General features: G+C 46.0%; 15 protein-coding genes. 11 read left to right on the top strand and 4 right to left on the bottom strand.

Annotation, left to right across the window (positions count from 1 at the left end; translation table 11 throughout):
- Nucleotides 1-17: 17 nt before the first annotated feature.
- The 8 genes from nusA to ACAY30_RS07710 all read left to right on the top strand — a co-directional run bounded on the left by nusA (nt 18) and on the right by ACAY30_RS07710 (nt 11,401).
- A complete protein-coding gene (nusA, locus tag ACAY30_RS07745; RefSeq protein WP_290251986.1) occupies nt 18-1,511 on the top strand; it encodes a transcription termination factor NusA in 1,494 nt (497 codons plus the stop codon).
- Between the two features lie 26 nt (nt 1,512-1,537).
- On the top strand, nt 1,538-4,198 hold the full coding sequence (gene infB / locus ACAY30_RS07740) for a translation initiation factor IF-2 (RefSeq protein WP_371189834.1): 2,661 nt from the start codon (nt 1,538-1,540) through the stop codon (nt 4,196-4,198).
- Nucleotides 4,199-4,305: 107 nt separating this feature from the next.
- Nucleotides 4,306-4,701 carry a 30S ribosome-binding factor RbfA gene (gene rbfA, locus ACAY30_RS07735; RefSeq protein WP_290251984.1) on the top strand — a complete coding sequence of 132 codons (396 nt, stop codon included), beginning with the start codon at nt 4,306-4,308 and terminating at the stop codon, nt 4,699-4,701.
- A 3-nt stretch (nt 4,702-4,704) separates the two neighbouring features.
- A complete protein-coding gene (truB, locus tag ACAY30_RS07730) occupies nt 4,705-5,655 on the top strand; it encodes a tRNA pseudouridine(55) synthase TruB (protein ID WP_290251983.1) in 951 nt (316 codons plus the stop codon).
- A gap of 161 nt (nt 5,656-5,816) precedes the next feature.
- A complete protein-coding gene (rpsO, locus tag ACAY30_RS07725) occupies nt 5,817-6,086 on the top strand; it encodes a 30S ribosomal protein S15 (protein WP_290251982.1) in 270 nt (89 codons plus the stop codon).
- Between the two features lie 558 nt (nt 6,087-6,644).
- A complete protein-coding gene (gene pnp / locus ACAY30_RS07720) occupies nt 6,645-8,750 on the top strand; it encodes a polyribonucleotide nucleotidyltransferase (RefSeq protein ID WP_290251981.1) in 2,106 nt (701 codons plus the stop codon).
- Nucleotides 8,751-8,877: 127 nt separating this feature from the next.
- Entirely contained in the window at nt 8,878-9,816 is a 939-nt protein-coding gene (gene nlpI / locus ACAY30_RS07715; RefSeq protein WP_290251980.1) for a lipoprotein NlpI, read from the top strand.
- Between the two features lie 67 nt (nt 9,817-9,883).
- Nucleotides 9,884-11,401, top strand: a complete 1,518-nt coding sequence (locus ACAY30_RS07710) for a hypothetical protein (protein ID WP_290251979.1) — start codon at nt 9,884-9,886, stop codon at nt 11,399-11,401.
- Between the two features lie 135 nt (nt 11,402-11,536).
- On the opposite strand, the gene ACAY30_RS07705 is transcribed toward ACAY30_RS07710, so the two are convergent.
- A complete protein-coding gene (locus ACAY30_RS07705; protein ID WP_290251978.1) occupies nt 11,537-11,743 on the bottom strand; it encodes a hypothetical protein in 207 nt (68 codons plus the stop codon).
- A 276-nt stretch (nt 11,744-12,019) separates the two neighbouring features.
- Here ACAY30_RS07705 and ACAY30_RS07700 point away from each other — a divergent pair, with 276 nt between their 5' ends.
- Entirely contained in the window at nt 12,020-13,723 is a 1,704-nt protein-coding gene (locus ACAY30_RS07700) for a SufS family cysteine desulfurase (RefSeq protein ID WP_290251977.1), read from the top strand.
- An 82-nt stretch (nt 13,724-13,805) separates the two neighbouring features.
- Here ACAY30_RS07700 and ACAY30_RS07695 read toward each other — a convergent pair whose 3' ends face one another.
- Nucleotides 13,806-14,552, bottom strand: a complete 747-nt coding sequence (locus ACAY30_RS07695; protein ID WP_290251976.1) for an ElyC/SanA/YdcF family protein — start codon at nt 14,550-14,552, stop codon at nt 13,806-13,808.
- Between the two features lie 316 nt (nt 14,553-14,868).
- Here ACAY30_RS07695 and lysC point away from each other — a divergent pair, with 316 nt between their 5' ends.
- Nucleotides 14,869-16,209 (top strand): lysine-sensitive aspartokinase 3, encoded by a 1,341-nt coding sequence (lysC, locus tag ACAY30_RS07690; protein ID WP_290251975.1) that lies wholly within the window; start codon nt 14,869-14,871, stop codon nt 16,207-16,209.
- A gap of 36 nt (nt 16,210-16,245) precedes the next feature.
- Here the strand turns inward: lysC and ACAY30_RS07685 are convergent, their stop codons facing one another.
- The gene (locus ACAY30_RS07685; RefSeq protein WP_290251974.1) at nt 16,246-16,725 is read right to left on the bottom strand and encodes a glutathione peroxidase; all 480 of its coding nucleotides are present in this window, start codon (nt 16,723-16,725) and stop codon (nt 16,246-16,248) included.
- A gap of 76 nt (nt 16,726-16,801) precedes the next feature.
- Between ACAY30_RS07685 and ACAY30_RS07680 the strand changes: the two genes are divergently transcribed.
- Nucleotides 16,802-17,683, top strand: coding sequence for an NAD(P)-dependent oxidoreductase (locus ACAY30_RS07680; RefSeq protein WP_290251973.1), 882 nt, complete (start codon nt 16,802-16,804; stop codon nt 17,681-17,683).
- A 149-nt stretch (nt 17,684-17,832) separates the two neighbouring features.
- On the opposite strand, the gene sbcB is transcribed toward ACAY30_RS07680, so the two are convergent.
- Nucleotides 17,833-19,281 carry an exodeoxyribonuclease I gene (gene sbcB / locus ACAY30_RS07675; RefSeq protein ID WP_290251972.1) on the bottom strand — a complete coding sequence of 483 codons (1,449 nt, stop codon included), beginning with the start codon at nt 19,279-19,281 and terminating at the stop codon, nt 17,833-17,835.
- Nucleotides 19,282-19,543: the final 262 nt, after the last annotated feature.

Below are 19,543 nucleotides of genomic sequence, written 5' to 3'. Positions count from 1 at the left end.
GATGAGGCTTTAAGAGCATGAGCAAGGAAATACTACTGGTAGTCGACGCCGTTTCGAACGAAAAAGCGCTATCACGTGAAGATATCTTCAAAGCAATGGAAACAGCACTAGAAACCGCCACCAAAAAGAAATATGAAGGCGATATTGCTGTGCGTGTTGAAATTGATCGCAAAACTGGTGAATTCGACACCTTCCGTCGCTGGCAAGTTGTTGAAGACAGCGAAGAGGCGATGGAAAACCCGTATGCAGAAATCGGTTTAGCGGCAGCACAATACGATCAACCGGAAATCCAAGTTGGTGATTTTGTTGAAGAGCAAATCGAATCGGTAAAATTTGACCGCATCACCACGCAAACAGCAAAACAAGTTATCGTACAGAAAGTACGTGAAGCTGAGCGCGCAAAAGTGGTTAATGAGTACCGCGATCAACTTGGCGAAATCATCACCGGTGTGGTGAAAAAAGCCAGCAGAGACTCAATCGTTCTCGACTTGGGCAACAATGCCGAAGCGGTTATTTTCCGCGACGAAATGTTACCGCGTGAAGTATTCCGTCCAGGTGACCGTATTCGCGGTTTGTTGTTTGATATTCGCCCGGAAGCTCGCGGCGCACAGCTTTTTGTATCGCGTGCCAAACCAGAAATGCTAATTGAGCTATTCCGCGTTGAAGTGCCGGAAATTGGCGAAGAGCTATTAGAAATCAAAGGCGCTGCGCGCGATCCAGGTAGCCGCGCTAAAATCGCGGTTAAGTCAAACGACAAACGCATTGACCCCGTTGGTGCTTGTGTTGGTATGCGTGGCTCACGTGTACAAGCGGTATCGGGAGAGCTCGGTGGCGAGCGCGTTGATATCGTACTTTACGATGACAACCCGGCACAATTTGTGATCAACGCTATGGCGCCTGCAGAAGTCGCGTCAATTATTGTTGATGAAGATAATAAAACCATGGATATCGCGGTTGAAGAGAACAACTTAGCGATGGCTATTGGTAAGAGCGGTCAAAATATTCGTTTAGCTAGCCAACTTACCGGTTGGGAGCTGAATGTAATGACCGTGGCTGATATGAAGGCAAAACACGAAGCAGAAAACGACAAGATTATCACGCTGTTTACTGACAAGCTCGATATCGATGACGATTTTGCCACCATGTTAGTTGAGGAAGGCTTTTCATCTTTAGAAGAGATTGCTTACGTTCCGGTAAGCGAACTTCTAGAAATTGATGGCCTCGATGAAGATACTGTTGAAGAGTTGCGCGAACGTGCCAAAGGGGCACTAACCACCGCAGCTTTAGCAACAGAAGAATCGCTTGAAGACGTTGAACCAGCCGACGACTTATTGAACTTAGAAGGCATGGATAAGCACCTTGCCTACGTATTGGCAAGTCGCGGCGTCATCACTTTGGAAGACTTGGCTGACCAAGGTGTTGATGATATTTCCGATATTGAAGAATTAACTGATGAGAAAGCAGCACAATTGATTATGGCTGCTCGAAACATTTGTTGGTTCAACGAATAATAAGCTAAGCAAGGAGAAAATATTTAATGACAGATGTAACCGTAAAACAACTTGCTAGCGAAATAGGTACAGATACCGATCGTTTGCTCACTCAATTAAACGAAGCCGGTATAAAGAAGGGCGCTGAAGACAGCGTTACTGAGCAGGAAAAAGAAAGCTTGCTTAATTACCTGAGAAAGCAGCATGGTGATACATCAGAAGCGCCAACTCGCATGACGTTAAACCGCAAGAAAAAATCGACCTTGTCGGTTGGCTCAGGTTCTAAAGCAAAACAAGTGCAAGTTGAAGTACGTAAAAAGCGCACCTATGTCAAAGCCAGTGATTTGGAGCTTAAGGCTCAGGCTGAAGCGGAAGAAAAAGCGCGTCTAGAAGCTGAAGCGAAAGCACAAGCAGAGGCGAAAGCCAAAGCTGAAGCCGAAGCCAAAGCCAAGGCAGAAGCAGCGGCGAAAGCCAAAGCTGAAGCAGAGGCCAAGGCAGCCGCGGCTAAGGCAAAAGCCGAAGCGAAAGCAAACTCGGCGCAAGCTGACAACGCTGACGCGGTTGAAAAGGCACCGCCACGCGAAGAAAACGAAGAAGAAAAGAAAATTCGTTTAGCGCAAGAAGCTGAAGCGAAAGCTAAAGCGGAAGAAGAAGCGCGCAAGTCGGCTGAGCAAGCAGCGCGTCTCGCTGAAGAAAATGCCGCTCGCTGGAAAGAGCAAGAAGAAAAACGCAAAGCGATGGAAGAAGAAGTCGTGCATGTAACCTCATCTGTTTACGCGCAAGAAGCGGAAGATCAGGTTGATATGCAAGAAGAAACGCAAAACCGTCGCCGTCGCAAGAAAAAAGGCGCAAAAGAAGACAAGCGAGCGCCACATGCCAAAGGTCGTGGCAAGAAAGGAACATTAAGTGCTCCTGCGTCTTTACAGCACGGCTTCCAAAAGCCGGCGAAAGACGTGAAACGCGAAGTTCGCATTGGTGAGACAATTTCAGTAGCTGAATTAGCCGATAAAATGGCGGTGAAAGGTGCCGAGGTTGTTAAGGTGATGTTCAAAATGGGTGCCATGGCAACCATTAATCAGGTTATCGACCAAGAAACAGCACAATTAGTTGCTGAAGAAATGGGACACAAGCCGGTATTGGTAAAAGAAAATGCGCTTGAAGAAGCGGTATTGACCGACCGAGGTGATTCAGGCGATGCGGTAACTCGCGCACCAGTTGTTACCATTATGGGTCACGTTGACCACGGTAAAACATCGCTTCTAGATTATATTCGCGAAGCGAAAGTAGCAGCAGGCGAAGCCGGTGGTATCACTCAGCACATCGGTGCATATCACGTTGAAACAGGCAACGGCATGGTTACCTTCTTGGATACCCCGGGCCACGAGGCATTTACCGCGATGCGTTCTCGTGGTGCGAAAGCAACCGATATCGTTATTATTGTGGTTGCCGCTGATGATGGCGTAATGCCTCAAACAATTGAAGCAATTCAGCACGCTAAAGCTGCCGAAGCACCAATTGTTATTGCGGTTAACAAGATGGATAAGGAAACTGCCGATCCAGATAGAGTGATGAATGAGCTGGCTCAGCACGACGTTATTCCTGAAGAGTGGGGCGGAGACGTTCAATTTGTTAAGGTGTCGGCAAAATCGGGTCTAGGTATTGATGAGCTGTTAGACGCAGTACTGTTGCAAGCTGAAGTCCTTGAACTATCGGCGGTTGTTGACAAAATGGCAAGCGGCGTTGTGATCGAGTCGAAACTTGATAAAGGTCGCGGTCCGGTAGCTACCATTTTGGTACAAGAAGGTACGTTAAACCAAGGTGATATCGTATTGTGTGGCCTAGAATATGGTCGTGTTCGAGCAATGCGTGACGAATTAGGTCGAGCGGTTGAAACAGCAGGACCATCAATTCCAGTTGAAATCTTAGGTCTATCAGGTGTGCCGCAGTCAGGTGACGAAGCGACCGTAGTAAAAGACGAGCGCAAAGCACGTGAAGTAGCGTTGTACCGTCAAGGTAAGTACCGTGATGTGAAACTCGCGCGTCAACAAAAAGCGAAGCTTGAAAACATGTTTACTGACATGGCAGAGGGCGACGTGGCTGAAGTTAACGTGGTGTTGAAATCTGATGTACAAGGTTCACTTGAAGCGATTTCTGATTCACTACTGAAGCTGTCAACTGACGAAGTGAAAGTTAAGATCATCGGCTCTGGTGTTGGTGGTATTACTGAAACAGATGCATCATTAGCGGCAGCGTCAAACGCCATCGTCGTTGGTTTTAACGTACGTGCCGATGCGGCAGCGCGTAAAGTAATCGAGTCTGAAAACATTGACCTGCGTTACTACAGTGTTATTTACCAGTTGATTGACGAGGTTAAAGCGGCCATGAGTGGTATGCTTGCCCCTGAGTTTAAACAAGAAATCATTGGTCTTGCACAAGTTCGCGATGTATTTAAGTCACCGAAAATTGGCGCAATCGCCGGTTGTATGGTTACCGAAGGTATCGTTAAGCGCAGTGCACCAATTCGCGTGTTACGCGATAACGTGGTTATCTACGAAGGTGAATTGGAATCACTACGTCGCTTTAAGGATGACGTTCAAGAAGTGCGCAATGGTACGGAGTGTGGTATTGGTGTTAAGAACTACAACGACGTACGCGTAGGCGACCAAATTGAGGTATTTGAAACGGTTGAAGTGGCGCGTTCACTGTAATCAACAAATATCATCTATGTTATTAAAATAGGGGCTTTGCCCCTATTTTTGCCTGTTTATTCACTAACGTTTGAATAAGCAGGCTTTTGTCTAAATTGGAGATATAAATGGCCAGAGAATTTTCTCGTACCGATCGCGTGGCACAACAAATCCAAAAAGAAATCGCTGTTATATTGCAGCGCGAAGTAAAAGATCCGCGCTTGGGCATGGTAACGGTGTCGGCTGTAGAAGTCAGCCGAGATTTGGCTTATGCCAAAGTCTTTGTCACCTTTTTTCACGACGATGACAGCAAAATTAAAGATGCGTTGGCGATTTTAAATGATGCCGCTGGCTACATTCGCAGCTTACTTGCCAAAGTGTTGCGCGCGCGCATTATGCCGCAACTTCGCTTTGAATATGACAAATCGCTGGTAGAAGGTGTTCGCATGACTAATCTCGTTAATCAGGTTATTGCTGAGGACGAAAAAAAGTCGAAAAAACACAACGATAAGCAGGAAGACTAAACCATGGCAAGACGCAGAAAAGGTCGTCAAATAGACGGCGTTCTCTTGTTAGATAAACCACTGGAGATGTCATCTAATCACGCCTTGCAGGCAGCAAAGCGTATTTATTTTGCCAACAAAGCGGGGCACACAGGGGCGCTAGATCCTCTTGCTACAGGGATGTTGCCGATTTGCTTTGGCGAAGCGACCAAGTTTTCACAATTTTTACTCGATACTGACAAAACCTATATCGTTACTGCCAAGTTGGGTATTCGCACCACTACCAGTGACGCAGATGGCGAGGTTGTAAGCGAAAAGCCGGTCGACGTGTCGCCGGAACAACTCGACCATGCACTGGAGTCGTTTCGCGGTAAATCGCAGCAGGTGCCGTCAATGTATTCGGCCTTGAAACACAAAGGCCAGCCTTTGTACAAGTACGCCCGAGAAGGTATTACCGTGGAGCGTGAAGCGCGTGATATCGAGGTCTATCGCTTGGATTTACTGCGCTTTGAGCACGACGAAGTAGATATGGAGATTCACGTATCTAAGGGCACCTATATTCGCACAATCGTTGATGATTTAGGTGAGCTGTTAGGTTGTGGCGCGCATGTGAGTATGTTGCGACGTACGCGTGTTGGTAATTACCCCGTTGAAAAAATGGTGACGTTAGAACAACTTGAGACGTTGCTTAACCAGGCCAAAGAGCAGGGCGACGCGCCGTCGGTATTACTCGATCCGTTGTTATTGCCGATGGACACTGCGGTGGTAGGGTTGGCTGAAGTACACGTTGATGCCGAGTCTGCGCATTATTTGCGTCACGGCAATCCCGTTATGGCACCGGGGACTGATGCCGATGGTTTATTAAAAATCAGCTTAGCAGAGACAGGTCAATTTATCGGCGTCGGCTATATCAATGACGACGGCATGTTGGCTCCTAAACGTTTGGTAGTTGAGCACAGCTCTGAGGGTAGCTAGATAGTTGATGCGCGTCGCTTAAACGATGTCTGTTAGCCGGGCGATAAAATTACTTGCATAGCCTAACATTCGTGATATCATACGCGCTCTTTTCTGCTTCGCTGAATTAGTGTTTGGCCTAGCGGGTTTGATTAAACACATTTAACACTAAGGTATTTATTATGTCTTTATCAGCTGAACAAAAAGCAGCAATCGTTGCGGAATACGCGACTAAAGAAGGTGACACTGGTTCTCCAGAGGTTCAAGTAGCTCTATTAACTACTCAAATCAACCACCTACAAGGTCATTTCAAGAAGCACATCCACGATCACCACTCACGTCGTGGTCTATTGCGTATGGTTAGCCAACGTCGTAAGCTTCTTGACTACGTTAAGCGCAAAGATGTTGCTCGCTATCAAGATCTAATCAAGCGTTTAGGTATCCGTCGCTAAGACAGGTCCCAAACGATAAAAAGGCCAGTGTGATACTGGCCTTTTTTGATCGTACTAACCGATTATTTCGACGTGCCAGCCCGTTGTCGCTAGTGGCATATCACGCTGTTAGATACAGTCACAGGTAACACATACTTGTGTGATTGCGGTTAAATTAACGCAAACATCCATAGACCCAAATAAACTCTATTTTTTCTCCACCGTCCTTTACCTCGTTGTTTTTCGCCAACTTTACTAAGTGTTAATACAGCTGATTGTCACAACTGATCTGAGCGTGTTGCGCGCATTTATCGACAAATGACGAGACAGACAAAGCCATAACTAAGGTCAAGCCGGTACAGGTAACCCTTTGGCAACAGTATTCAACCGCTGCCACATTGTCGTTATGCTAATGACGAGGACCAATTTAACGATGCGAGTCAGTTTGTTGCCAACAGCTTTGATTTTGAAATAGTTTGATAATATCTGTAGCAATCACAAGTGATTTGCGTATAATTAACCGCGAAATTATATATGAAAAAATGTTAGAGCAAGGGCTCTATAAAATAAGGAAAATCAATGACTCCGATCACGAAAACTTTTGAATTCGGACAGCATAAAGTAACCCTAGAAACCGGGGTTATTGCTCGTCAAGCAACTGCAGCTGTTATGGCATCAATGGATGATACGAGCGTTTTAGTTACTGTTGTAGGTAAAAAAGAAGCCGTTCCTGGCCAAGACTTTTTCCCGCTAACGGTTAACTATCAAGAAAAAACATACGCGGCTGGTAAAATTCCTGGTGGCTTCTTCAAACGCGAAGGTCGTCCTTCAGAAGAAGAGACACTTACCGCCCGTCTAATTGACCGCCCAATTCGCCCTCTATTCCCTGAAGGGTTTACCAACGAAGTACAAGTTATTGTTACCGTTGTTTCGGCGAATCCAGAAATTGCACCAGACATTATCTCGTTGTTAGGTACATCGGCGGCGTTAGCTATTTCTGGTATCCCGTTCAGTGGTCCAGTTGGCGCAGCGCGCGTTGGTTATGTGAACGACCAATACGTACTTAACCCGCTACAATCAGAGTTAGCGGACAGTAAATTAGATCTTGTTGTGGCCGGTACCGAATCAGCGGTATTAATGGTTGAATCAGAAGCCGATATTTTATCTGAAGAAGTGATGCTAGGTGCGGTTGTATACGGTCACGAGCAATCGCAAGCGGCAATCAACGCAATTAAAGAATTTGCAGCAGAAGTTAATACCCCAGCGTGGGAATGGCAGGCACCGGCGAAAAACGAAACTCTCGTCGCCAAAATTGCTGAATTAGCAACAGCTGACATTACCGCAGCATACCAAATTACTGAGAAAGCTAAGCGCTATGACGCGATTGGTGAAATTAAAACTCGCGTTGTTGAACAATTAACCGTCGCGCTTGGCGAAGGTGAAGAGCTTGATGAAGGCGAAGTAAAAGACTTAATTCACGATCTTGAAAAAACAATCGTTCGCGAACGCATCACTCAAGGTGCTCCGCGTATCGACGGTCGCGATCCAGAGATGGTACGCGCCCTTGACGTAATGACCGGTGTTTTACCTCGTACGCACGGCTCAGCGGTATTTACCCGTGGTGAAACTCAGGCGTTAGTCACGGCTACATTAGGTACCCAACGCGACGCACAACGCGTAGAAACAATCTTGGGTGAAAAAACAGACAACTTCATGTTGCACTATAACTTCCCGCCGTTCTGTGTTGGTGAAACTGGTTTTATCGGCTCTCCAAAACGTCGTGAAATCGGTCACGGTCGTTTGGCAAAACGCGGTATTTTAGCGGTGATGCCAAGCGCTGAAGAATTCCCGTATGCAGTACGTGTTGTGTCTGAAATCACCGAATCAAACGGTTCATCTTCAATGGCATCGGTATGTGGTACGTCACTGGCGTTAATGGATGCTGGTGTACCAATTAAAGATTCAGTTGCCGGTATTGCGATGGGCCTTGTGAAAGAAGGCGAAAACTTCGTTGTACTTTCAGATATCTTAGGTGACGAAGACCACTTAGGTGATATGGACTTTAAAGTAGCTGGTACCAGCAACGGTATTACAGCACTGCAAATGGATATTAAGATCGAAGGTATTACCAAAGAGATCATGCAAATTGCCTTAAATCAGGCAAAAGGCGCTCGTATCCACATCTTAGGTGTTATGGACCAAGCAATCAGCGAAGCTCGCGATGACATTTCTGATTTTGCACCGCGCATTCACACCATGAAGATCAACGCCGATAAAATTCGCGATGTGATCGGTAAAGGTGGTGCTACCATTCGTCAGTTAACTGAAGAAACTGGTACAACCATTGAAATCGAAGATGACGGCACAGTGAAAATTGCCGCAACCAGCGGTGAGCAAGCTCAAGACGCAATCGCGCGTATCGAAGCGATCACTGCTGAAATTGAAGTGGGCAAGATGTACACTGGTAAAGTGGTTCGCATTGTTGACTTTGGTGCGTTTGTTAATGTTCTACCGGGCAAAGATGGCTTAGTACACATTTCGCAAATTGCAGAAGAGCGCGTTAATAACGTGTCAGATCATTTATCTGAAGGTCAAGAAGTGACTGTTAAAGTACTTGAAGTGGACCGTCAAGGTCGCGTTCGTTTAAGTATGAAAGAAGCAGACATCAAAGCTGAAGACGCGTAATCATACGTCGACAACGTTAAAATGCCGGTAATTACCGGCATTTTTTTTGCCTTGAGGTTTTGTTACTTCACCAGCGTTAGTGTTGCGATGACGCACTTAGTATTAATGCTGCCGTGATTGGTGTTTATTGGCGGTTGAGATATACTTAGTACTCACCGAATATATTCATTTCAATACCTTAGGACGTTCTGTGAAACACACCTTGTTATTAATATGTAGCTTATCGCTAACGACCTTAACTGGTTGCGTATCGTTATCAGATAGACATGCCACGTCTCATGCGCAGGTAATTATCGAACAGCCATTGGCGGTGAACCCGCAAAGTGAACTCGCTTTGGCGCGATTAACGGAAATATTGGCGACGGCTGACTTAGCCCAAGAACAACGGGCCCAATTACTGTACGATCGGGGAGTGATTTACGATAGCGTTGGTTTGCGCGGTTTAGCGAGTTATGATTTTCAGCGCGCATTGCGTTTACAGCCAGACTTTGTAGATGCCTATAATTTTGTCGGTATTCACTTGACTCAGCGTCAAGACTTTCTTCAAGCTTATGAAGCATTTGATGCGGCTATTGAACTTAACGTCGACCACGAGTACGCTTATCTCAATCGCGGTATCGCACTTTATTACGGCAAGCGGCCTGAGCAGGCACTTAACGATTTACAACGCTTTCAATTAGAGCAACAAAACGATCCTTATCGAATTGCGTGGTTGTATTTGGTCGAACATGACATTGATCCGTTGAGCGCTCAGAAAAATTTACGCCAGACGCTGGCAACAATTGAACACGATAGCTGGGCAAATAACATTTTGCGCTTGTTTGTCGGTGATATCAGTGAGCAACAATTTATCGCCTCGATCAGCGTTGATGTGACCGACCGAAAAATGTTATTGGACCGACTTTGTGAAGCGTATTTTTACTTGGGCAAGTACAACCAACTCAATGACGATATGAATACTTCACGCGATTATTTTAAACTGGCGTTAACCACAAATGTGTATGAGTTTATCGAACACCGATATGCTGAGCTAGAGCTGGACTTACTCGAACTCGAGCAACGATAATTGATGTCGCCTTATCGGTTCATCGGTTAAACATCGGTGATCGCGTTTGTTTGCCTATTAGGTTTTTATGTTGTTACGAGTCGTACTGGTTTTCATCAGTGTCATTATTGCCTCAAGTTCATTCCCTGTTAAACAGGCGTTAGAAGACTACGTTCTTAGTCACAGGGAAAATCAGCGCGCACTGGCGTACGCAGTGGAGCTAGATATCACCTCGGCGCAAAGGTTAGCGATCGCATCTCAACCGTATCAGTCGAGTGGTTGGTTGCAATTAGCAACTGCTTTAGCGCGCGTTGACGGTCATTACGCCTGGTTGTTAAGTCATTATTACCGACAGCAACAGGACCGCAGAAATCAACAGTACTATTTCGCTCGAGCGATGCGCTTACATAGTGCCTCTGCTTTATTCGAGCAAGCCAAGCAGTATGCCGAGCAGCAGCAATATCAGCGCGCATTGGATGTGCTAAACCCTTTGTTATTAAGCTTTGCCACTGATGGTAAATCGCCATTGGTCGCCGCGCTTAGTGACAACGTTATTTCGGTTGCGCCGGTTGACAAGGATACGCTACTTAGCTTGGCCATTGACTGGTCGATTGCCGTTGAGCGATTAATTGATGTGAGAGGCCTAGTTGCTCAACTTTCTACCAATGCTGGTCAACAGTGGTATAAAACCCTTGACCAATTTCAGATCATGGCCATCAAAAGTACAGAGCAACAACCTACGCGCAGCCAACTCACCTCACAACATTCGTCTAGGCTAGGTAGCGAGTTGGTACTAGATAGCAACCAGCAAAGCAAGCCAATAACGCATGCTAAAACGTATCCGCAGACAAGGTGTCAATATCCGATACAATTTTTCGCCTCAACTGTTCCTCATTTGCAAAAACTGACTGAAATGTTTGGCGAATTGGAGCCGTTTTACCAACAGCAATTTTGTTTGTTAACACCCCGTTATCTACCGCCGAGCGAAACACACTGCTACCATAGGTCAAGTGAGCGCATTCATTGTCAATTATCGCCCTCGGTGTTAACCCGATTGCCCAACGGCACTCGATATGTGGGGGTTATGGTGGCGCAAGGAGGCGCTAATGTTAACAACGGTATGCTGTTTTTAGATGCCGCAGATAGCAGTGCGGTACTCGCCCATGAGTTAAGCCATTTACTTGGTTTTATCGATGAATATCCATTGCCACAAGCGCATACGGCATGTGCTCAAGCTGGCCATATTGGCCATAATGTGATCACCGTAGAACAGCGCATATTTGACACTAAAGCGGCGGCTTTAGCATACATTACCGACCGTGTTCCATGGTTGGATCTACTCGATTCGGATACACCGTTAGTGCAACCAACAGGCAGCGGTTATCGATTGGGTACGCCAGCTAACTACCAAGGAGAGCTGGGACTGTTTTTGACCAACACCTGCAACAGAAGGGATTTGCTGAGCTTTAAACCCGTATCTGAATTGTCAAACCTCGAATATTACGAGAGGGTAATGCCAAAGGTGTATCAAACCCTCTATCAGCGAGCCAGTAACAAACGCTTGATGGCCTCGTTTTTCGATAATTTACAGCTTCATCTGTTATAGCGTTTAATTCGCATTTGTACCGTAAGTGTGTAATGTGACAGAGGCCTGCTAAGAATACTAAAATGTTGCCTAGTCATTTTCAGTAATCAAAAAAAATAGCCGCATTGCGACTATTTTTCTCTTCATTTTGGGGTGTCAATCTGAGGGATTAACGGTTGATTGAGTTTCGAACAGTCGATCATCGACATCAGCTCGCTCTTGGTTCCTTGAGGCAATGTAGTCTACTTTGGCAACTGGCCACATTGTTTTGTTGTGAATATCCAACTTTCGTTTTCGCTCGCTATGTGTGAATGTCATGTGCGTTTGTTGTTGATTTTCGCAAAACCATGAGAATAATGGCATACATCTCCTCAATTTATTATAAAGTGTATAATAATCACGCTACTGCATTTAAAAAACGCGGACGAGTTCCAGAGTGTTATATGAACGGATGAGATAGAACAACGTCGAAACCATCTCACGTTGTTCATTTACATTCCCTGGATCATTAATGATAGTAAACAATCAGGGTTTTTGTTTTATTGCGATGCAAAAAAATCCTTTTAACAGCTCTGTTTTTACCTCGATATTGTGCGTTATAATTGACGGATAAATTTTCTTATTGCTGATCAGTTATTTATGTCGTCTTTCAATCCAATTGAATTTAGAAAAAAATTTCCACTTATTCAATCTCTTGCCAATAGCGAACAGTATATCTACTTTGATAACGCAGCAACTACGCAAAAATTTTCCAGTGTTATTCAATTGACCAGTGACTTTTATGCTCAGCAAAATGCCAATGTTCATCGCGGCTCTCATCGCTTAAGTGCGCAAGCAACCTCGTCGTTTGAGCAAGCGCGAGACATTGTTAGACGCTTCATCAATGCACGCTGTGTTGAAGAGGTGATTTGGACGAAAGGTACAACCGAAGCAATTAACCTGGTTGCTCGTAGCTTTGCTGAGCGCGAGGTCCGTTCGGGCGACGAGATAGTGGTCTCGGCGGCTGAGCATCACGCCAATATTGTCTGTTGGCAACAGCTGGCTCAAGAAAAAGGGGCTCGCTTGGTTGTACTACCGGTGAACCAACGGGGCGAAATAGAACAACATCAAGCAGAACAGTTGATTACATCAAAGTGTCGATTGTTAGCGATTCACCACGTGTCCAATGTTGTCGGTAAAATCACCGACGTAAAACCGCTGATTGATCTGGCGCATCGGCAAGGTGCAAAAGTACTCATTGATGGGGCCCAGGCAGTTGCTCATATTGCTGTTGATGTACAACAACTCGATTGTGACTTTTATGTTTTTTCAGGCCATAAATTGTTTGCGCCCACCGGTATTGGTGTGCTGTATGGCAAAAAAGAGCTGTTAGAGGCGATGCGCCCGTATCAATTTGGTGGTGAAATGATCAAACACGTATCGTTTGAACAAACGACGTTTAATCAATTGCCGTTTAAATTTGAGCCAGGCACGCCAAATATCGCAGGCGCACTTGGTTTAGCAGAAGCGATTGAGCAGTTGCTGCAGTACCCTGATATCGACGGTTACGAGCGCAGCCTTACTGACTACTTGTATCGAGCGCTAACGACCATTTCTGGGTTCACTCCTATCTTTGACGATAAGCCAGATATTCCCTTGCTCAGTTTTAATATCGCTGGGCATCACCACCAGGACGTCGCCGCCTATCTCGATAGTCATCACATTGCCGTGCGCGCAGGTCATCACTGCGCGATGCCTTTGTTGGCCAGCAAAGGTCTATCTGGCTCACTGCGAGTCTCGTTGGCACCGTATAATCAAATTGACGAAATTGACCGTTTGGTTGCTGTATTACAAGATTTTGTTAGTGGCGAGCTACCCTCTGGCGAGCACGTCGTGAAAGGTGCAACAAGCGACAAAGCCGAAAACAATACGTCGTCGCCAATTGAGACATCCACAGTGAGCGAACAGCAGATATTAACCGAATTTAAAGCGGTCAAAGGGTGGGATCAAAAACACCGCTTGATTATGCTGTTATCGAAACAACTCAACCGTTTGGATAAGCAACAAAGAAATAAACAAACGCTAATTGAGGGCTGTGAAAGCCAAGCGTGGTTAACTGTGACGCAAGTCAATGGTCATCTGTTTTTTAGCGGTGATTCAGAGGCGCGGTTAATTCGAGGTCTGATGGTGATTATCTTCAGCTTATTTCAAGGTAAAACGGCAGCGCAAATCGCCGGTGTTGATGTTGATGGCTTTTTCCAGCGCATCGGCTTGATGCAACACTTAAGCCCGTCTAGAGGCAATGGCGTACGCGCGATAGTGGCGCGTATTCAGCTTATCGCAAGCGCTGCGATTGACCAGTAACGGCATTATCACCGGTTAGCGAGAGCTAACCTAAACAGCTTAACAGTTTAACAGCGTGATATAGCGAGCTTACAATAGCCATTTATGCTTTAAGCCATTGCCATATTTGGCCAAAAAACTCATAAAATACTCGTTCACTGACCATCAAGTTTTTGCCATCGGGGAAGAGCTGTTGCCAGTGCAAAGGCGCATTTTTAGCGTAATAGCCTGTGGGCGCGGCAATGGGGGTTAACTGTTGTTGCTGAAAATAGCGCATGGCCCGTGGCATGTGGTTGGCGTTAGTGATCAACGCGAATGTTCGACCTTGTAGGGACTCGGCGAGATAGATGGCTTCATCTTCGGTATCCCGAGCTTGTTCGTTAGTGATTATATTACCGCTATAGCCCAGTTCGAGCAGTGCTTGCTTGACCACATGTGCATTGCTTTGGCGATCGTGCATGGCCGCACCCGAAGTGATAATCGTCGCTTCAGGATGTAACATAGCGATGCGCAGCGCTTCAACAGTGCGTTGCAATGAACAAGTAATCAATTGTTGTGATGGGCTTAACTGCTGATCGCTAACATGACCACAACCCAATACCACAATGTAATCGAGTTTACTCTGCTGTTGTTGAAAGGGGGGATGTACTTGTTCAAACTGCTTGATTAGATATTGGCTTATACCGATAAACGAAAAGCTAAACAGCACTAACACGGCCGTCGTTAAACTAATTTTAGCCAGCTTTTTACTTCGCTCAAAACACCACAACGACAGCAGCATGAGTATCAGTGTTATTACCATAGGCTGCAATAACTGACCGATCAGCTTTTTTAACCAGAACCAATCCATATTAATCCCTTGCTCCAAAACACCACATAGATAGCGGTGATAATTTGGTTATTATAGATATTGTTGGATGTGATACTCAAGTAAAAAAAATAACGCAATGTTAACCACTTAACGTTGTGTTATGGCCTATTTTACTGTTACATTAAAGCGCTCACGGCGCGGCTATAAAGCCGTTAGCAACAGGTGTGCGTTTGCTCTTTTTAGTGTCAACGAACAGCTTATTTTATCGCCAGATTGGTCCTAATAGGCGATGCGAATCACTATTATACATTTATGTGCTGCTTGGGGACGTTGGTCAGCTACGGAGAATATATTGATGTTACATATTGCAAAGTTTGGCGGCACCAGTGTTGCAGATTACCAAGCTATGTTGCGTTGCGCCGAGATAGTGCAGCGCGATCCCCATACCAAAGTTATAGTTTTGTCAGCCAGTGCCGGTGTCACCAATCACTTAATTACCTTGTCACAACCCGGTATTGACACCGCGCTTCAGCAGCAAGTTATCGGTGAAATTGCCGCGATAGCGTATAATATCAGCAAGCATTTAACCAACAAGCAGCAAATTGATCAACAGCTGGCAAGCCTAGTAGAACAACTGACGTCACTGGTGCAGTTACAAACCATCTCGCCGACCGCACTCACCGGTGATGCGATACTGGCATTTGGTGAGCAAATCAGCTCGTTGTTATTTACCCAAGTACTCAACAGCCTCGGTGTTCAAGCGCAGTGGTTTGATGCTCGTCGGGTTGTTCGCACCGACAGTACATTTACCAAGGCGGTTGTTGATATCGACTATGTAAAACACGCCTGTGAGACGATATTGTTACCTCTGATTGACACTCAAGTTATTGTTACTCAAGGCTTTATTGGTGCCGACGAACACAACAATACCACCACGCTCGGTCGCGGCGGCTCTGATTATTCCGCCGCGCTTTTAGCCGAAGGTTGTGGCGCCACCTCGGTTAATATCTGGACCGATGTGATCGGTATTTTTACCACCGATCCGCGGATCACTGCCAAGGCGCGAGCAATTGATGAAATAAGCTTTGGCGAAGCCGCGGAAATGGCGACGTTTGGTGCTAAAGTATTACATCCTGCGACACTGGTGCCGGCGATGCGTGCCGATATTCCGGTATTTGTCGGCTCTTCACGCGAGCCACTTGCCGGTGGTACTCATATTAGGCGAGAGGTTCAGTCAAAACCATCGTACCGCGCTATAGCCATCCGCAAGGGACAAACCCTAGTTACGGTAAAAAGTGAAGCCATGTTACACGCCAGTGGCTTTTTAGCCCAAGTGTTTGCCATATTGGCAAAACACAAGTTAAGTGTTGATTTGATCACTACCTCGGAGATTTCGGTGGCGCTCACCTTTGACAACCCACAAGGGGAACAACAAGCGGTGATAAACCGGCAGGTCATTAATGAACTAGAGCAATTTTGTGAAGTTACCGTCGAGCACGGGTTATCACTTGTCGCCATCGTTGGCAATAACTTGCACACCAGTGATCACTTAGCTGGTGGCGTGTTCAACCATTTAGATGGGATCAGTATACGCATGATCTGTCACGGCGCGAGTGCCAATAACCTGTGTTTTTTGGTCGCTGAGCAACAAACCGATCACGTCGTGGAAAGGTTGCACGCGCAATTGTTTGCATAATTGACAGGACTCGGGGAAGCGCTCGCCCTTGTGGTGCTAGAGTAGCTTCTCAATATCTTTGGCCAAGCTCATCGGCTTTACTATCGAGCCATAGCGCTTGACGACTTCACCTTGTCGGTCGACCAAAAACTTGGTGAAATTCCATTTGATTTTTTTGCTGCCTAGCAAGCCTTTTGCTTGGTCAGTTAGGTAGTTAAACAACGGTGACGCATTGCGTCCGTTGACCTCAATTTTTGCGAATAAATCAAAGCTGATATCAAAATTGGTACTGCAAAATTCGGCTATTTGCTTGTCGGAACCCGTTTCTTGTTGGCCAAATTGGTTACATGGAAAAGCCAGAATAGCGAAGCCGCGATCTTTAAAACGCTGATACAGTTGTTCTAGCTCGGCGTACTGCGGTGTGAAACCACAGGCACTTGCCGTATTAACGAATAACAAGACTTTGTTTTCGTAATTTAATAACGGGATCGATACCCCAGCATTGTTGACAGCGCTAAAATCATATAACTTGCTCATGGTTTTCCTGTTATTTAGCCCGTGTTTTCAATTAAACTAGCACAAAAATTACATTACATAACATTTATACGAGAATATGATGATAAAAGTTTCTTTTATTGGTTTAGGGGTGATGGGCTTTCCTATGGCCGGTCATCTGCAAAACGCTGGTTTTGATGTGACGGTTTACAATCGCAACAGTGAAAAAGCCAAGCGCTGGGTTGAGCTGTATGGAGGAGAGCTCGCATCGACGCCAAAACAGGCAAGCGACAATGCCGATATCGCCTTTGTCTGCGTCGGTAATGACGATGATGTTCGGCAAGTGGTGTTAGGCGATGACGGCGCACTAGCGGGATTAAAAGCTGGTGGGGTACTCGTTGACCATACAACAGCGTCGGCCGAATTAGCACGAGAGTTGGCACAATATGCCGCAAGTCAGCACAAACAGTTCATCGATGCCCCTGTATCGGGCGGTCAGGCGGGCGCTGAAAATGGTCAATTAACCATTATGTGTGGCGGAGAGCCATCAGTATTTGCCATGGTCGAGCCGGTGATGGCGAGCTATGCAAAATTTAGCCAGTTGTTGGGACCGGTAGGTAATGGTCAAATTGCAAAAATGGCGAATCAAATTTGTATCGCCGGCGTGGTTCAAGGATTAAGTGAAGCGCTAAACTTTGCCCAACGAGCAGGATTAGACGCCGATAAGTTGGTGGAGACTATCGCCAAAGGTGCTGCCGGCAGTTGGCAAATGGAGAATCGCTATAAAACCATGTGGCAAGGTGAGTACGATTTTGGTTTTGCTGTTGACTGGATGCGCAAAGACTTGGCTATCGCCTTTGCAGAAGCTAAAAAATACGACGCACAATTGCCGATGACGCAGATGGTAGATGGTTTTTATCAGCAAGTGCAAGAGATGGGCGGTAATCGTTGGGATACGTCAAGTTTAATAGCCTTGCTCAAACAACAAAAAACCGACTGAGGTGTCAGCGTATAGCGTCAGTTATGTGGCGTTAGATATGCGTATTTGATTCGGTGTCATTGACCGAGTGTCTGCGACACCGAACGTTACTAACGCTCGCCTGAACGACGAGCGCTGCATGTTAACTAAGTACTCTACTTAACGCGTGTTCACTTGCCTTGGACGTAGTCGTACAAGGCCTTTAATATAGCCATTTTGGCTTTATTATCTTCATGCGCGTGGGCTAGATTTTCAATTTCTATCATATACTCGTCGTAACTTAGCCCATTTTCGCCTGTTTGCAACTTGTGTTGGCAATACTGATGCCACTGATGTTGCTCTTCTGGCGATAGTGTCATCGGAAAATTTCTCGCTCGGTAACGAAACAACAGGGTGTCGAGTCGTTTGTCGGTGAAATTAAATGGGTACGTTGCTAACTTCTCAGCAGGCATATTAATGATGTCGATCATTTTTTGTTTGTCAGCATGAGAGAAGAAGCCACCCGAATACAAGGCGTGTTCTGCGTCGTCTTGTTGATCGTTAAAATCTCGAGAAAAGACATCGGCTAACGTGTCTTTTATCTGCGTTGCATGCTGTTTGATCAGTTTGTAATTTGCCAAACAGCTGTCTCGGTCAATACCAATTAACGCGGCGCGCTCAGGTGTTAGTACCTTGGCTGGAGCCACAGCCGGACATTTATTGACATGCACTTGCTTTAGTGGAATGGGCAGTTTTCCTTCACCGCGCAAATCGTCGTGTGGTGTGTACAAGCGCTGTTTTATTTCGTCGGCGTCGAGTTCGAGTAATGGTGAAATATCTTTTGATAGGTCGATACAGGTGATGGCATTTTTATTGACCTCGTCAACCGCAATGGGCATAAACCAACTGGTATTGCGCTGCGCCCGAGAGATCCGTCCTGAGGTGTGTAAAAACGGCGTCATATCATACACGTTGATTTGTGCTGCCGCCTGTTGTTTACTGCGTATTGAAAACATAAAGTTGTACAGTTTGGGTTGCTTTTCCTTGATCAACTTGGCGAAAGCAATGGTCGCGTAAACGTCACTCATGGCATCGTGGGCTGCGTCATGGCTAATACCGTTCGCCGCCGTTAGCAACTCCAAGCGAAAACTCACTTGGCCATCGTTATCGGCTGGCCAGTTAATTCCCTCGGGCGCCAGTGCATAGCACATGCGAGCCATGTCGATAATGTCCCAACGGGTATTGCCATTTTGCCATTCGCGCGCGTACGGATCGTAAAAGTTGCGATAAAACAGATAGCGCGTTACTTCATCATCAAAGCGAATTGAATTGTAGCCGACAACACAGGTATTGGGCACGCTGAACAGGGCGTGAATACGGCGAGCAAATTCTGCTTCACTAACGCCGAGTTGTCGCGCCTTTTGTGGCGTAATACCAGTAACCAAACACGCACCAGGATGCGGTAAGTAATCAGCCGGCGGTTGACAGTAGAATACCTCAGGCTCTGAGATAATATTTAAATCGAGATCAGTACGAATGGCTGCAAACTGTGAGGGCTTATCCAACTTTGGCGATACCCCCCATGTTTCATAGTCATGAAAAAGTAGGGTGGGTTGATGTTGTTCTATAACCTTATCCATTGGCGTAAATGCAAAGCTCTTTTGTTGTTTGGTGGTTGTCTAGACCCTCGACTGTACCACATCTATAAGTAAAAATCGCTACTCAAATTAGGCGATAAGTGGATTCCCTTCGATATTGAATAAAGCGCAGAACTAGCGCCATGCGGGCCCATTCATGAGCCACCAAGTAACCGTTTAACTGAGTGTCTGTCGGTGGCGATAGAGGCGTGTTATAAACTGTTTTTTTGTTAATTCTTTGTGTTATTAAACATGCTGTCTAATA

This window comes from Thalassotalea ponticola, assembly GCF_041379045.1.
GTDB lineage: Bacteria > Pseudomonadota > Gammaproteobacteria > Enterobacterales > Alteromonadaceae > Thalassotalea_A > Thalassotalea_A ponticola.
Note: the sequence above shows the minus strand (reverse complement) of the source record. Positions and strands in the feature narration are given on the sequence as shown.